This is a genomic window from Burkholderia sp. 10_S31 (assembly GCF_056930375.1).
In genome coordinates this window covers 1,254,459-1,269,822 of sequence record NZ_JBXOWK010000001.1, presented here as the reverse complement: position 1 = coordinate 1,269,822, position 15,364 = coordinate 1,254,459, and the positions used below count along the sequence as shown (strand labels likewise).

Annotated in this window: 13 protein-coding genes; 7 read left to right on the top strand and 6 right to left on the bottom strand. The window is 57.5% G+C overall.

Annotated features, from left to right (window positions below; translation table 11 throughout):
• Positions 1 to 74: 74 nt before the first annotated feature.
• The 3 genes from AC1Z3W_RS05780 to AC1Z3W_RS05770 are packed head-to-tail and all read right to left on the bottom strand — an operon-like array spanning position 75 to position 4,482.
• A complete protein-coding gene (locus AC1Z3W_RS05780) occupies positions 75 to 1,325 on the bottom strand; it encodes a methylaspartate ammonia-lyase (protein WP_483507200.1) in 1,251 nt (416 codons plus the stop codon).
• Between the two features lie 46 nt (positions 1,326 to 1,371).
• Positions 1,372 to 2,811, bottom strand: a complete 1,440-nt coding sequence (locus AC1Z3W_RS05775; protein ID WP_483507199.1) for an aldehyde dehydrogenase family protein — start codon at positions 2,809 to 2,811, stop codon at positions 1,372 to 1,374.
• A 30-nt stretch (positions 2,812 to 2,841) separates the two neighbouring features.
• Entirely contained in the window at positions 2,842 to 4,482 is a 1,641-nt protein-coding gene (locus AC1Z3W_RS05770; protein ID WP_483507198.1) for a GMC family oxidoreductase, read from the bottom strand.
• Between the two features lie 369 nt (positions 4,483 to 4,851).
• Here AC1Z3W_RS05770 and AC1Z3W_RS05765 point away from each other — a divergent pair, with 369 nt between their 5' ends.
• The 3 genes from AC1Z3W_RS05765 (at position 4,852) to AC1Z3W_RS05755 (ending at position 8,030) form a co-directional block, all read left to right on the top strand.
• Positions 4,852 to 5,748 carry a LysR family transcriptional regulator gene (locus AC1Z3W_RS05765; RefSeq protein ID WP_483507197.1) on the top strand — a complete coding sequence of 299 codons (897 nt, stop codon included), beginning with the start codon at positions 4,852 to 4,854 and terminating at the stop codon, positions 5,746 to 5,748.
• Positions 5,749 to 6,016: 268 nt separating this feature from the next.
• Positions 6,017 to 6,919: a LysR family transcriptional regulator gene (locus AC1Z3W_RS05760; protein ID WP_483507196.1), complete on the top strand. Its 903-nt coding sequence runs from the start codon at positions 6,017 to 6,019 to the stop codon at positions 6,917 to 6,919.
• 811 nt (positions 6,920 to 7,730) lie between these two features.
• On the top strand, positions 7,731 to 8,030 hold the full coding sequence (locus AC1Z3W_RS05755; protein WP_483507195.1) for an H-NS histone family protein: 300 nt from the start codon (positions 7,731 to 7,733) through the stop codon (positions 8,028 to 8,030).
• A gap of 300 nt (positions 8,031 to 8,330) precedes the next feature.
• On the opposite strand, the gene AC1Z3W_RS05750 is transcribed toward AC1Z3W_RS05755, so the two are convergent.
• From AC1Z3W_RS05750 to AC1Z3W_RS05740, 3 genes are all read right to left on the bottom strand, one after another.
• On the bottom strand, positions 8,331 to 8,666 hold the full coding sequence (locus AC1Z3W_RS05750) for a hypothetical protein (protein WP_483507194.1): 336 nt from the start codon (positions 8,664 to 8,666) through the stop codon (positions 8,331 to 8,333).
• A 96-nt stretch (positions 8,667 to 8,762) separates the two neighbouring features.
• Complete coding sequence (locus AC1Z3W_RS05745; RefSeq protein ID WP_483507193.1) at positions 8,763 to 8,981, bottom strand: BPSL0761 family protein; 219 nt, start codon at positions 8,979 to 8,981, stop codon at positions 8,763 to 8,765.
• A gap of 128 nt (positions 8,982 to 9,109) precedes the next feature.
• Complete coding sequence (locus tag AC1Z3W_RS05740) at positions 9,110 to 9,613, bottom strand: DUF6471 domain-containing protein (protein ID WP_483507832.1); 504 nt, start codon at positions 9,611 to 9,613, stop codon at positions 9,110 to 9,112.
• Positions 9,614 to 10,585: 972 nt separating this feature from the next.
• Between AC1Z3W_RS05740 and AC1Z3W_RS05735 the strand changes: the two genes are divergently transcribed.
• Genes AC1Z3W_RS05735 through AC1Z3W_RS05720 form a run of 4 tightly spaced genes read left to right on the top strand, consistent with a single transcriptional unit; the run spans position 10,586 to position 15,264 of the window.
• Positions 10,586 to 11,893 carry a hypothetical protein gene (locus AC1Z3W_RS05735; RefSeq protein ID WP_483507192.1) on the top strand — a complete coding sequence of 436 codons (1,308 nt, stop codon included), beginning with the start codon at positions 10,586 to 10,588 and terminating at the stop codon, positions 11,891 to 11,893.
• A gap of 12 nt (positions 11,894 to 11,905) precedes the next feature.
• Positions 11,906 to 12,844 carry a hypothetical protein gene (locus AC1Z3W_RS05730; protein WP_483507191.1) on the top strand — a complete coding sequence of 313 codons (939 nt, stop codon included), beginning with the start codon at positions 11,906 to 11,908 and terminating at the stop codon, positions 12,842 to 12,844.
• 49 nt (positions 12,845 to 12,893) lie between these two features.
• Entirely contained in the window at positions 12,894 to 14,483 is a 1,590-nt protein-coding gene (locus AC1Z3W_RS05725) for a hypothetical protein (protein WP_483507190.1), read from the top strand.
• Positions 14,470 to 15,264: a PDDEXK family nuclease gene (locus AC1Z3W_RS05720; protein WP_483507189.1), complete on the top strand. Its 795-nt coding sequence runs from the start codon at positions 14,470 to 14,472 to the stop codon at positions 15,262 to 15,264. Before AC1Z3W_RS05725 ends, AC1Z3W_RS05720 begins: the two co-directional genes overlap by 14 nt.
• Positions 15,265 to 15,364: the final 100 nt, after the last annotated feature.

Here is a 15,364-nt window from a genome sequence, read left to right as displayed (position 1 = left end):
GCGATATGGCAAACGCACCACTGCTTCGCCGCACGCGCGCCTCGCCGTCCGAACAGCACTCTCACGTCCGTCGATCAACCGAGTGCCTGAGCGATACGCAGCACACGATTCATCTCATTGAAGACGATGTTGTAGCCCTCGTCGAAGCCCATCCCCGGCTTTGCGAGCATCTGCGTCACTCCCGTTGCCACACCGATATTCGTCGTCGCACGCGCGGACAGGTCCGTCTCCGCACACGTACCGCCCAGCACCGGGCCAACTCCATGTTTCTGGCAATCGAGAATCGCATCAATCGAGTTATGCAGCGAGCCAAGGTCCGGCGTCTTGATCTGCACCATGTCGACGGCTCCCGCCTTCGCAAACAGGTGCACGTCTTCCGCCGTGTTCGCCCACTCGTCCGCGATGATCCCAACCCGGCTGCCCCGCGCCTTGAGCGCCTGGCTGAGCTGCGACAACGCTTCGATCTGCGCGTCCCGACCGCCGGCATCGAGCGGATGCTCGATGCGCAACTGATGCGGCCCCGCCGCCTGCTCGAGGCGCTGGATGATGCTGGCCGTCTGCTCGATCGAGCCGTTCGCCGCCGCGCCAATCAGCCCATAGACGTCGATATGGATCACCGGCTGGTAGTCATCCGCAACGCGCAGCTGGACGATGCGGGCTCGCAACCAGTTGATGTACTTCTCCAGTTCCGCACCATCAGCGCCTACCAGGTCCGGCGTGTTGATCAGACCGTGCGGGATGACAGGCACGCTCTTGAGAACCATCTTGTCAACGTTCGTGTAGCGCTCGTCGCCACACTGCCCGTAGATCGGTACCGCAGCCAGCGGCGACTCGATTTGCCACTCGTCCTTGACGACCTTCGCCATCAGATGGTGCCCGGCGACGTGCGCCGCAGCCTCGAGCAGCGCCTGCGACACGCCATAGGCCGCCGCACGCTTCGACTCGAACAACCCGTCGATCATCTCTTCGGCGAACACGGCGGTTTGGCGGAACGAGCGAACATTCAGCCCGCTCAGGTGTGGTGCCAGTTGCCGCTCGATCTGCTCGGCCAGTTGAGCCGCATGGAAACGCGGCTCGCGACCACCGACACCGGTGTATTGCACACTGGCACAATCACCCTTCGCGATATAGCCATCGCTCAGCACGAGCAATACCGATACCGATTCGGACGGTTCTCGCACGGCCTTGAAGCCCGGCGTCTGCGCCTTGCCGGTGTACGCCGCACCATCGCGTTGGGCGCCGGCCTTGATCGCGGCCTGGTCGTCGAAAAAGAACGACCCGACACCCGGGCTCGCGAGAACTTTCTGGATGGTAATCAAGGACATTTCAATCTCTGTCTATCAATGGGTTGCTCAGGCAAGCGGGGATATTTCAGCCGGCCGACTGGCTGACCAGTCGAAGATGCATGTAGGCCAGCACGCCTTCCGTGCCGCCTTCATACCCGTAGCCGCTGTTGCCCAGACCGCCGAGCGCCACGTCGGGCAGCGAAGGCGCCGTTTGGTTAACACCGATGTTCGACGCATTCAGGCGCCCAACCAGGTCATCTCGAACCCGGATGGAGTCGGTGAACACGTAAGCCGCGAACGCGTACGGTGACGCGTTGGCCAATTCCACCGCTTCGTCAACCGACTCAACGGACTGGACGGTTGCAACGGGGCCAAACGGCTCCTCAACCAGAATCTCTGAGTCCCGCGAAACCGACGACAGCACCGTCGGTTCCACAAAGAAACCCGGTCGATCGACTTTCTTGCCGCCAATTTCGACCTTGGCTCCCTTCGTCACGGCATCGTCGATCAGGTGAAGGAAAGAGGTGATACGACCACCGTGAGCGACGGGACCCAGCGTTGCGCCATCGGCTTCGCCGTGCCCGAGCTTGTACGTCGAAGCCTTCGCCACCAGTGCCTTGACCAGCGCATCGTGAACGGAATGGTGTGCCAGATAGCGCGTAGGCGCGACACAGGACTGCCCCGCTGATCCGAACTTCGCAGGCGCGGTGACCTCGACCACACGCTCGACGTCCGCATCGCTCCAGACGATTACCGGTGCGTGACCTCCGAGTTCGAAGATCGGACGAATCAGGTTCGGTGCCGCCAGCGCCGCGAGTTGTTTGCCCACATGCGTCGAGCCCGTGAACGACACGGCCTTCACCACGGGAGACGCCAATAGTTGCTTGCTAAGCGCTACGGGTTCACCGTAGATCAGGTTGACCACGCCGTCGGGCAAGCCTGCGTCAACCAGTGTTTGAACGATCGCACGCGCGCTATACGGCGTGAATTCAGAGGCCTTCAGGACGACCGTGCAACCGGCAGCCAGTGCGGCGCCCAGCTTGCGTCCGACGAGCACCGCCGGGAAATTCCAGGGCGTGATCGCCACCACTACGCCCAACGGCGTCGGCAGGGAAAGACGCGTGCTGCCCTCCACGATGCCCTGATGCACTTTGCCGCTGATGCGGCTGGCTTCCTCGCCATTCCAGGCCAGCGTCTCGATCGTACGGCGAATCTCGCCAATCGCATCGGCGCGCGTCTTGCCGGACTCGACCAGGAGGCCGGCGGAGATTTCTTCGATGCGTTGCGCCAGCAGCACCGCTGCCCTTTTGAGTATCGCGCCCCGGGCATGCGCGGGCGTCGCGCTCCACGCGGGAAATGCGTGGTTTGCGGCATCCAGTGCAGCCCGCACCTGGTCAGCGTTGGCTAGCGTCACAACGCCGACCGTCTTGCCCGTTCCCGGGTCGACATTGGCTTGGAAACCATTCTTGCCTTCTTCCCATTGACCCTTGATGAACAGATGCGTGTCGAGATTCAGATCGGCCATGGCCGTCTCCTGCGATAAAAATTAGGGGGATCAGGCGAAGTTACGCTTGCCACGAATCAGGTCGGCACCCTTTTCAGCAATCATCAGCGTCGCCGCGTAGGTGTTACCGGAAGTGATCCTGGGCATGATCGATGCGTCAATGACCCGCAGGTTTTCCAGGCCATGAACACGCAGTTCGTTGTCCACGACCGACATTGAGTCGGACTTGAGTCCCATCCGGGCAGTCCCAACGAGGTGATAGCCCGTCGAGCCGTTGTGCTTGCAGAAGTCAAGCATCTGCTCATCGGTCCGAACGTCGACGCCGGGAACCGTTTCTTCCTCGAGATACCGGGCCAGCGTCGACGAATGAAGCAGTCCGCGAATAATCTTCATGCCGGCAACCATGACCTCCTGATCCACCGAGTGCGCAAGATAGTTGGGTTGGATGATCGGATCCTCGAATACGTCGGTCGACCGGGCGCGCACGTGACCAACGCTCAGCGGTCGGTGCTGCCACCATCCGCCCGTTACGCCCGGATAGTCGTCAAGCACGTAGTGCTTTCCTTCCTTGTAGCTACCGGGAACAAAAACGCATTGAAGGTCCGGTGTCTCCACGTCGGGTTTCGACTTGCAGAAGAGGTGCGCCTGGGAAGGTGTCAACGTCAGCACGCTCGGTTTTCTGAAAAGCCAACGCATGACTTGCCACCCTAGACGCGGGCCGCGCGCCATCTCATTCAGCGTCGTGGCGCCTCGTCGCGCTCGCATGACCATTCGAGCCGAATAGTGGTCGCCGAGGTTCTCGCCAACGCCGCGCAGTTCGTGGACCAGTTTCACGCCCAGGTCCGCCAACAAGCCGGCTGGGCCAACCCCCGAAATCTGCAACAACCTAGCCGTGTTCGCCGTGCCCGCCGACACGATCACCTCGCGGCGTGCGTTGACGATCGTTTCCTGTCCACCCTGCTGCCGAATGAAACCAACACCCACGGCACGCTTTCCATTGAAGACGATACGTTGCGCACGGACCCCGGAAAGCAACTCGACGTTTCCGCGCTTGAGCGCAGGTGCAAGGAATGCCATCGACGCACTGACGCGAAAGCCGTTCTCGATCGTGCGCTGGAAGTATCCGACACCCTCCTGGTCCCCGGAGTTGTAGTCCGGATTGCGCTTGTGCCCGGCAGCGACCGCAGCGTCGATGAACGTCTCGGAGATCGGATGAAACCAATCCATCGGTGTCACCGGAATCGCACCCGAATGACCGCGCGAGCGGTTGCTGTCCGCTCCCATGTATCGCTCGAAGCGATTGAAATAGGGCAGCACGTCTTCATAGCCCCACCCACGGTTTCCGAGCGATGCCCAACCATCGAAATCGCCCGGCTGACCGCGAACGATCATCATGCCGTTGATCGAGCTGGAACCGCCGATGACGCGACCCTGCGTCGTCGAAATCCGTCGCCCTCCGCTGCCTTCAGACGGCTCGGTCTTGAACTGCCAGGTAATCCGCGGTTGCGTCAGCGCCTTCACGAAACCGGAAGGGATGCGAACATACGGGCGCAGGTCGCTCGACCCCGCTTCGAGCACACAGACAGTCACTTTGGGATCTTCAGACAGCCGGGCCGCCAGGACGGATCCGGCCGAACCGCCACCAACGATCACAAAGTCGTATGTTCTGGCGCTTTCAATATTTGCAGTCACCGGTCTCTCCACTTGGTTCCAGCTCAGCACCGTCAACAGACATGCTTTGCTGCATACGAGCTGGTCTGCGCCATCAAGCAGCGGAAACAGCCCCCGCAGTTCATTGCTTGCCGCGCCGGCGCTGCCTCCTGTTACAACCGAATGGTATGGATACCCGGCAAATTAAAAAAGTGACTTATATTTGCCCAAAGATGCAAATTTTTCATCCATGTGACAGATACCAATCCATGAGCCACGGAACGAGTATCGGCCCTTATCTGACGGGGTGATTGCAAGCTAGTAGCCACCATCCCCTCTTGCCGAAAGGCCAGCCTCCATGCAATGATTCAGTTTATTTCATGTATCCTTGAGTAAGATTCACTAAGCATCATGTCACTAGGTGCCTATGAGGTTTTTGTAGCCATTGCGGAACGGGGCAGCTTCGCAGCAGCAGCGCACCAGCTGAACTTGTCACCGTCTGCGGTGAGCCATGCATTGGCCTCGTTCGAGCAGGACTTAGGTTTTGCGCTCTTCATGAGGAACCGAAGTGGGGTTCGTCTGACAGCAGCAGGCGAAGCTCTGCTACCTACTGTGAGAGAAGTACTGCAATGCAACGAAAAACTGCAACAGCAAGCCGCGAAGCTTCTTGGACTCGAATCGGGAACGGTGCGTATCGGAGCATTCAGCAGCGTGAGCGTGATGTGGCTACCGAAAATCATCCGTTCGTTTGCCGAGCTCTACCCCAATATCGAAGTCGTCATCGAACAGGGAGGATATGACGATGTCGCAGAGTGGATTATCAAGAGCAAGGTTGACTTGGGTTTCATCACCCTGCCCGCGGCACCCGGCCTAGACGTGACGCCGCTCTATGCAGATCCGCTCGTATGTATTGCGCCTCCTGGCTTCGAGCCGAGGAACAGGGCTTACATGACAGTGGCCGAACTCGCAGAACATAACGTCGTGATGCAGGGTGAAGGCTATGGCAAGGAAACGCAGCAGCTACTAACAAACCACAAGGTCTCGATCAAATCTAGCGCTCGGGTGATTGACGACGCCGCCATCATCGCCATCGTCGAAAGCGGACTGGGTGTCAGCATCATGCCGCAGCTAGCGTTGCTCAACCATCGAAGTTCAGTGCAAGTCTTCTCGTTCTATCCGGCAGAGAGCCGGGCTATTGTGCTGGCATCCTTGAGCCTGGGCGGCATGGCTCCCGCGGCAAAAGCCATGCACAAACACATCGTCGAGTCTGTCGCTGCATGGGTCGACGCATCAAAGCAAAAGTCATAGCCCAAGCCCCTGAATCAATCGCTACTGCAGACCCAGCGATCGCGAGATCGGATTCAGCGTCTGCTTCAGGCAACACAACATCTCACGCCGCGCTCGAGCTGCATTGGGGCGTCTCTTCAAGCTAGTGCAGAGGACACCTTGCAAACGGCGCAGGATCAAAGGCGGTTGTACGATAATGTGTTTACTCCGGCAGCCATCAGGGTTGTCGGCTGCCGTTCGCTAACCCGCGGGGCAATTCATGGACCGGCACCCGTCAGAGGATTCGACCTTGCTGCCAGATCTCACATCCCTCGCCCTTTTCCTCCGTACCGTCGAAAGCGGTAGCCTGTCGAGAGCAGCAGAGCTTTCACATATTGCGCTTTCGGCCGCCAGCCGGCGCATCGCGCTGTTAGAGGACGAGTACAACGTGAAGCTTCTCACAAGAACTTCACGCGGCGTGGCCCCCACTCCAGCCGGCGAAGCCTTAGCGTTCCACGCTCGACAGATGCTTCGCGAAGCCGACCGGCTGAAAACCGACCTATCCGACTACGCAAAGGGCCTACGAGGCGTCATTCGGCTTTTTGCCAGCACATCATCTCTGACTCAATACATTCCCAAATCTCTTGCAACTTTCTCGATTAGTAACCCTGATATCAAAATCGAGGTACAGGAGCGTCTCAGTAGCGAAATAATAAGCGGCCTTCAAGACGGCATCGCCGACATCGGCGTCGCATTTCCAGGTGAAAATCCCGTTGAAGGCATTCGATGCTACCCGTACAAAGTTGACCATCTTGTAGCAGTCATGCCGCGCACTCAATCGACTGGCAAAGAGGCAGTCAGCTTGACGGAGTTGCTCGACCTTGATCTGGTAGTGCTCGAGAGCAATACCGCAATGCTGAAGTTGCTTGAAGAGGCGGCCGCGATCGAAGGCAAGCCCTTGCGGATTCGTGTTCAGGTGAAAAGTTTCGAAGCGATCTGCATGATGATTGATGCGGGGCTAGGTGTCGGGATATTGCCAAACGTAGCTGCTCAAACTTTTGGGAGCGTCCTCAACTTGCGTCTCGTGCCGCTTTCCGACCCCTGGGCAGTCCGACAGATGTTTGTCTGCGTTCGCGACGAACCCCTATCCGCCACATCTCAGCGATTGCTTGACCATCTTCTCGCTGAATCTGCCGAAGATCGTGTGGTTTAAAATAAAAATTCGAGCCAGATACAACCTCCATGTGGAAACGAAAAATCTCGTCGAACATGAATTGGACTACCAGAAAGGTAGTCACGACACTATTTTCGGCTCACACAATACAAGACGCACGCAATCTTCCTGACATGGCAAACCCCATCCCAACACTTTCACATCCAAAATCTGAACACTATCACTTTTAAACCTGACCGGCCCAGAGATTGAGTTAATGAACGGATTTTTTCAGTCTTCGTCGTGACCGTTGTACGAGATCTGAAATGGACAGTCGCTCATGCGGTGGCGCTTGAAAATTCCTTTCAGCGCGCAGATGCGCCTCAGCCAGTTCGTTGAGTGGCGCTGTCAGTTGACCGTTAGTCCCCCATTCCTCCGGGCCTTCCATCGAAGTATCCCAGAATGTTTATCGAGCTGCAGCCAAGCATCAGGGATTCGCTGCTGCGTGTGCTCTAGCGTTTTTAGATTGATGCGGCATTCGCCTCGGAACCTTTCGAAAAAGAGCGACTTTCAAGCCTCCCAGTCCTCGAAAAGGAACTGACGCTGGTTTCCGCCAAAGGGGGGCCCAAGATCCGAAGCGCGGCCGACGTGAGCGGCCAGCCTCGATGGATGCCCTCTTGCCAGCAAGCGTTGAATCGCCACTGCGGCAACACACGTCGACTCTCAGAGTCATTCTACCCATGGACTGAAATGCGTCGACCCCTGATTGCTGTCCAACTATGCGTCGCTTTAGCACAACCAAGTGGCAATCGTGCGCCTTCTTCCGGCCAGATTCGCTATCATGTCCGCGACACAACCAGAGGAGGAACACATGGCCACTTATAAAGAGTTGAAAGCCCAAATGGACACGCTGGCTGAAAAGGCGGAAGCCGCCCGCGTAGCCGAGTTCCAAGCCGTCGTCGACGACATCCGTGTCAAGGTAGCTGAGTATGGAATTACCGAGAAAGATATCTTTGGTGCGCGACGCGCCCGCTCAGCTAAGCAAGCGAAAGCGCCGGTAGAAGCGAAGTATCGCGATCCGAAGACTGGTGCGACCTGGTCGGGCCGTGGCCGCGCACCGGCATGGATCAAGGACGCAAAGAACCGCAATCGTTTCTTGATCCAAGACTGAACGCGCAGTCAGCGCTGATGCTTCGCGGGCCGCCCTTACCTTAGCCAGAACACCGGTGGTCGCCACAAAGCATCAGCGCGGCTTGCAAAAAGCCAGCCTCGTTCACATCGCCCCTCGAATACCAACGCGTCGACCAGTCTTCGCGGCTGCATGGCTGAGCATGAAGACTTGCCCGCATGCGCTGTTATGTGCGCATGTCTGGTCGCCGACATTTAGTCCAAACGGGATAGGACAATGCTGGCACCGGGCTATGGTGAACCAAGCGATCAGCAACTCGCCACAATGGCAGCTTGCGCACCATCAGGTACGATCATCTACATCGGCCTCGGCGAGTAGTTTTGAGGTGACGTCGGAGTATGACCTCACTTCGTTCACGTCGCACCACCTTTTCCATACGTACTCGGCATCGATCGACCAGCCACCTTTTCCGACAAGTTGATAAACGCGCCCCGAGCGCGTTTGGCCACGCAAGGTAACGGGGTCGAAAATGGTGATCGCAGAACTGACACGACCAGTAAAGTCTAGAGTATCGGCACCGACGAAATGCCGAGTCCCGGCATCTGTCTCAAAGATCCGCCAGTTGCTGAGACTGACATCAGGCACCTCCTCTACGGAAGGCAGTCTCCAAATCGGCATCTCGACCTCCTGCGCCGGCAGAGCTTTCAGCAGGACAAACGTACAGTAGAGTAATTTGCTGCGAGCGAAGAGCCAGAACGCTTCACTCGAACTGCCTCACCGACCTGGCTTCGCACTCGACACCGGCATTTCCCAGCACGCGGGATACATCGCACACGTCAACTCGATGTCGGCCAGACCCGGATAGTGGCGTAGCAGTCTCTCAGCGACCGACGCTACGTCTCGAGGTATGGTGTCGGCCGGCGACCTCGATAGCTCCACGAGGAACGCGCGCGTCCTAAGCACCGCAGCCGTACGCTCGCTCGGCGTCGTCATTACTCTGCCTCTTCGCGGACCTGCCAGATCGAAGAATCAAATTACCAGCAATTCGAAACCGTTACCAATATACGGTTTCATTTTAGCCATTGGCCCGCGATTGGCAAGGCAACTTCGGCGCGGAGCAACTACTCCGTTGTAGGGGGGATCCCCTGCATCGCGGCCGAAACGAGCGCACGAGAATCAACATACGCGTCCATGCTTTGGCTTCTGAGCACGACCATACACTGAAGAAAGAATGTCAGCGAGAAGTCTCCAGCTGACAGATGCGAGATCATCGTCTTTGACGTGGTACTCGCCCCAACAACTGCAAGACGGTGCAGCAATTCGTCTGGAGTAACCCACGGTTGCTGAGCCAACTCAGCCGCCAGAACAGCCTGCGCACGGGCCTCCCAGGTACTTTGCGACGCAAGTGCTTCATCCCACAAGGCAGGCGGACGCGCCCCTGTTGCGCGAATGATCTGAAGGAGCAAAGTGAACTTGACAGAGCCACGCGCGACACGCGCGATAAGAGGACGCTCGTCTTCGTGGACGTCGATCGCAGCCAGCGCTTCGATTAGTTCTCCGTAGCTGCAATCCTCTCGAGCTAGCGCGACCCGGATTACACGGGAAGCCAATCCTGCCCAGTACATATTGGCCTCGCTCACAGGAGCCTTGAAATTTGAACGTATCCAGCTAAATTAAACTGTGACCAAAGCGTCACTTTTGAACTGCTCTGTGAGTCGCGCAGATACGGCGAGTCCCATCTCGAGCCGGCCCACCAACACCATGCTGCCGAACCATGGGGCAAGTCGTCAATAAATCACAAGAAAAACGGAAGCGAAGATCGAGGTCTTACCGGTGGATGGCCACACCATCCCGTCGTATAGCCACGACTCCAAGCATGGATCTGGCACAGAAAACGATATACGACACCAAACACCAAAAGGCCGACAAGCGAGCAAATGCTTGACGGCCGCAATAATGATATGGCAGTATCGACTGCCCACCCTATTCTAGGGTCGGGTAAGGATTATTATAGCAGTATAAGTGGTTTCGTCAACATTAAGTAGGAACGAAACTCGCGTGAAGCGAAAACCAAATAGAGGGATTTAGCCTTACGATTTACCGACAAAAATTAGTTCTCTCTTGCAAAGAAAAATGCCCAGAGCTGCAACTCTGGGCATCGATCTGGTGCGCCCCGGAAAAGGCTCACCTACGCACTACACATGCGAGCGTAGGGTGCCATAGATCGGGGCGCGGTGTCAACTCGCGTCCAAACAAAGCATTCGATCTATGGCCAAGAAACCGTCGCCCCCCTCCCGGGGACGCCACTGTCAACAGTACCGGCACAACCCGCGCGCATCCCATCTGCACGTCGACCTCCGCCCCACGCAATGTGCGCTCGCTTCTCGTTCGAGCAGAGGACTGCGCGGCGAGCCTTCTTCCGGCCTAGCCGCGACGATGCTCGCGGATGCACCGCCCATACCATCAGATGAATCGGAACAGCTGATGGCCTGGTGGCCAGCAGTCGGAGATCAAGCATCCAAGGTGCAGCTCAGCAATGGAATCGCAAGACGCCCGCGGGTTCGCCAACGCCTTGACGACGTGCCCGGAGGTGAAAAATGAACAGCACGCTCGGGACACGCGCTCGCACACCAATCGCAAACGATCCGGTCCCTAACGAGAGTCTGGACGATGGCAACCTGCTCCTAGCTGGCATGCCGCCAGTGCCAAAGCTATCGGAAGCGATGGCTCTAACCGAGTCCCGCGAATCTGTCGACACCACCGGCTGGTCGACCAATGAAATAATCGCGCATAAGGCATCCCATACATTTGTTACTAACGCGACGTTCGCACGCGCCCTCACGGCTGTGATTTGCCAAGGCCGCATCTCGCTTCGGAATCGCGATCTGCGCGACCCGAAATACCGAGACTACGCTGTCAGCGCGAACTTACTGCTGCATCACACTGCTGCACGACAGCGGCGCGAAGCTCCTTCACGCTTTGCCATCGCCCCGCGCGCACAACCTCGTGGAATCTTGCTAGCCGCCCCAGTACGTTCGGGGCGACGCTCATTCGCCAGCATTGTCGAGTCCGTGATTGGAAACGGCGTGCAAGTCGTCAGAGTGCCCGCCGGCACGGGCTTCACGGAGTACCTGCAGCTTCCGTCACTGCGCATTCACTGGCCTATAGACGGCAAGTTGCCCGGACTTGCGCAAGCATACTTCGGGGCGATCGACACAGCCCTCAACACCGACTATACGTCCCGCACGCGCAGCCCCGTGTTTCGCGAGCGCGACATCCTCCCGTGGATGTGCGCACTAGGCGTCGCGACTAACCTTGGTGTTCTCATCGTCGAGCGAATCAATTGTCACGACGCGCACACAAAGGCGGCCGAATCAAGTTGGAATGCGCTAGGCGAGTACACACGAACGACCGGCATCCCGGTACTTTGTGTTGCAACAGCCGGGGCTGCCGCGACCGGACTTGGCAAGCTACCTGGTGCTGCAAGCGACCTCACGGCAGGCGAATTGATCGAAATCGCCCCGTGTCGGAGCCCGCGTGACCCGTACTGGATCGATATTTGCCAAAGCATCTTCGAAAACACGTTGGGCATCGTCGGCATTCACTCAATGCCTTCATGGCTGCCCGATGCCGCATACGACCTGACGCTCGGTTATCCAGGAGCATTAGCCAGAGCACTGACCAGCATCGCGCTTCAACTGTCAGCGCTCAAGCTCACGACATGTACTGCCGAGATCTTCATGCAGTACGGCCGCAAGGCACTCGAACTGGATTTGCCCCACCTCGACGCGGTCCGTCTGATTCGCCAGGGAGGCTCGTTTCGCCCCTCAAGCCTCCTTCGCAATGCCGACTGGCTCTCGTTCGCAGAACTCGCGACAGCACATCCGATGCCTCAACTGCGCTAACGGATCACTATCATGCTGAGAACGCTCTATGCCGCGGCCCCATACGAGACCGCCTTTAGCCTCCTGGAAGCTCTGGCAACAACGACATGCGACCGCGTCATCCAGGTTGCTGCAGAGCACGCGTATTACCTGCATTCGCCACTGCTGCAAACTGCCCCCTGCCGGTTGACGCGCTTTTGCGCGCTCACCGAAGGCGCTTACGGCGAGCCCGAACAGGTTCTCCTGAGACGAACTGCTTACCCGTTCTATACGAGTTCCCTGCCCGCTCCGCTGGCTGCAACACTCGCGGCACAGGTGTGCGGTACGGGCAGAAACCATGTGGCGTGTCCTGCCATACCGGCACCGCTGCGGATTGAGAATCGATATGGACTCTCGTGCCCCGAATGTGTCCGCCAATCACGCACGGAAACAGGACGGTACTGCTCGTTGACCTTCCACTGCCTGCCATTCCTGTCGCGATGCCCGTTGCATGGCTGTCCGCTATATCTTGCAGATCGATGCAGTGCACGCGAATTCAGAATGTGTACCACTGGCAACCAGGCTCGTCAGCGCAACAGTATGCACCTGAGCAATGTCTGCATGCGACTACTTACGAGCAATGACTGCTACTGCGCGCTTGATGAAGTCAAATCACTCCTGCTCGAACGTCGATACCTAACTGACGACGGCGTACTCAAGGCAACCGCGTTGACACACGACATCAATGCCGTGCTGTCGGACGGCTTCGAGGATGGCAGGCTCAATGCTTGGCTGTTTCAAATCACGCTCGTTCGACAAGTAGTGCGCCGCCTGCAACAGCTGAAGTGTGCGCATCATCCGACGGCGGTCGCCGTACTGTTGACTGCACTTGAGCAAATCGAATGTTCACACCTACCACACGCGTCAATGCTTGGCGCACCAGCCGCCCAAACACATGAGACCCAGTCATCGGTGAATTTGCTCGACAGCTGATTTCACCAACACGCAATGCGGCGCATGTCGTTCACAAAGGAAACCTGACATGTCATCCAAGGACAAACAAAATCTATTGCATGGTGTGTTCGCCCTCTCATCCATTTGCAAAGGCGAAGCGTACGCCGGCTACCTCAGCACGCATCGCTATTTGTCTCACACTTCACTGGTTCGCCAATTGACTGGCAACCATCACGTCTCCTGGATTTTCCCGAGCAAACTCAAACATCAAGTCGAAGTATTGGGCGAGTATGTTGGCTCCCTCGAAGATGTCCTTGCCTGGAACACACTCCTACCCGCATTCTGTCGATTCCTCCCTCGAGGAGACGTGCATAAACTGCGCGAGAATCACATCGGGCTAGCGTCCGTCAACTCGACGCTACTCATCGGGTTTGGGAACATACGCGCCTCTCCCTACGGAAGTCTTGGAATCTGCCTGCAATGTCTTAGGGAAGATATATCACCCACCGGGCAACCATTCTGGCGCCGGGACTTTCTGATGCGAAACGTGAATTTTTGCTCCCGGCACGGTACGCCTGTCTATGAGTTCTGCCAGAACTGTACACACGGTCACGGGTACTCCATTACGCTAACGACACCGCAAGCGACCTGTGTCTGCGGAGGATCGCTGAAGCCACGTGCGAGCGTAAAAACGCGCGGTGCCAAGGTTATTGAATTGGATATATGTAGGGGATGGTCAAGGTTCCTCGATCCTGAGTTTCTACCCAATGTCGACGAACCGTATATAACTGAACTGTTTCACGAACAGGCGCGGGAGCGAGGCCTCGTCGATCACCGGGGTATCAATTGGCATCGAGTTCACGACATCCTCTCCCCCCCGGCACAAAGGGATGTTGCCACGAATATCCAGTTTCCGTTCAAAGGCCTGGCTATCTCACGCGCACTTCGTGGCGAGCAATCCCTACGCAATCCCTTTCATGCAGTGTTCATGCTCGTCACGCTGTTTGGCTCCTGGGATGCAGCCGAATGTGCACTTCAGTCGCCATACTCCCGCACCACCGTATCGGCCATCAATGCGCCGAAACCTGGCGCCCGGCCTTATCGACCGCGACCACCACACCTGCGGAGAGCCGAACGCAAGCACTCGTTTTCCAAATCAATCGCACTCCTTCCGCAAACATGCCGCTTATATGTGTCTCTCCGTGACGCCAACCCGCACCTAAACCATACCCAGCTAGTGTCTCTGCTGCCTTGGCCACACGGGCTGGCTGCCTCGCGCGAGCGCCTCGCAGCACATGGGGTAAGCGCAATTCCGACGCGCGAGGGCAAACAATATGAGCAGGAGCTCGACACATCGCTGACAGCGCATATCGAGAAACGTCGCGCGGAACTTCTGGCGGCCGATGAGCTGATTCACCTCTCTATATCCCGACTGAAGCAAGGTCATAGTACGGCGGTCAGCTACAACTACATCTACACACGTCTTCCCACGGCGGCGGCAGCCCTGCAGAAGTATGTCGACACACCACTGACATGGCATCGCAGAGCGGTGCGTTCAGCAATTCGTGCCGGCAAGCTCGTCGCTTACTCTCCGGCCGATGCTGATCGTGTCGACGAGATGTCCCTGTACGAACTACAGAGACTCTGGAAGCGGAGCAAAAAATATGAACGTACTTGATCTTCCCCTGCCGTTCGTGACACCCAAACACGTCGAGTTACCACAACGCGATGAATTTGGTGTCTTTCATGGGGAGAACTACAAGCCGATCTTAGACGCTTCCGACATCAATATGGCCACCCGCTCAAGCTTTGGGGGCGTCAAGCATCTACGCACGCACGATGCGCTCTCTGGCAACGAAATGCGGGCGATATACTCGTTCAACTTCAACCCGTATGTGGTCGATGTCCGAGAACAGTACCCGTTTTACGATCAAGGCGCCTACAACCGTGCGCGGCTTCGAGGCGAAAACATGCTGCGCTCTGACATCATGTCCGTGGACATTGTGCTCACGTTGGTGCTCCCTCCCGACAACCGTCTGCATTATCACGGTGTTTCCATCAAGGACGCGAAAGCTAGCCTCGACAAAGAAGCATGGCACGAGCAGCAGCGAGAACGCGATGCATGCTACGCGCGGAACTGGACATGGCAATTGTTGCGCGGAGATCAGTTCAGTCGTCGTGCATGGGGTAACCATGCCCTCATGCAAACCTGGGTTGCGAATGTCGATGTGTGGCCTCATCAAGATGAAGCCGCAGAGTTTGCCGCGCGGCTTCTCAGCCATTCGCGCAGAGGCACGCTGGGCGACATTCTTCGTCGTCACGCCCGATACCTCGGCATCACATCTCACTGGGCGACCGAACTTTTTGCCATCGCCGCTTGCTTCGGCTACCTCTACGTAGACCATAGCGAAGAACTGCGCCTCGACAAGCCGCTACACCTTCTCGAGTACAAATCATGAGCAATTTACAGCAGACAAAGCAAATCACGCCTTCCGTGGCCAGCGATGTACTGGTCGCTAGGCTCAGGGAGATCCACCACGCGACGTGGCCTGCGGGACT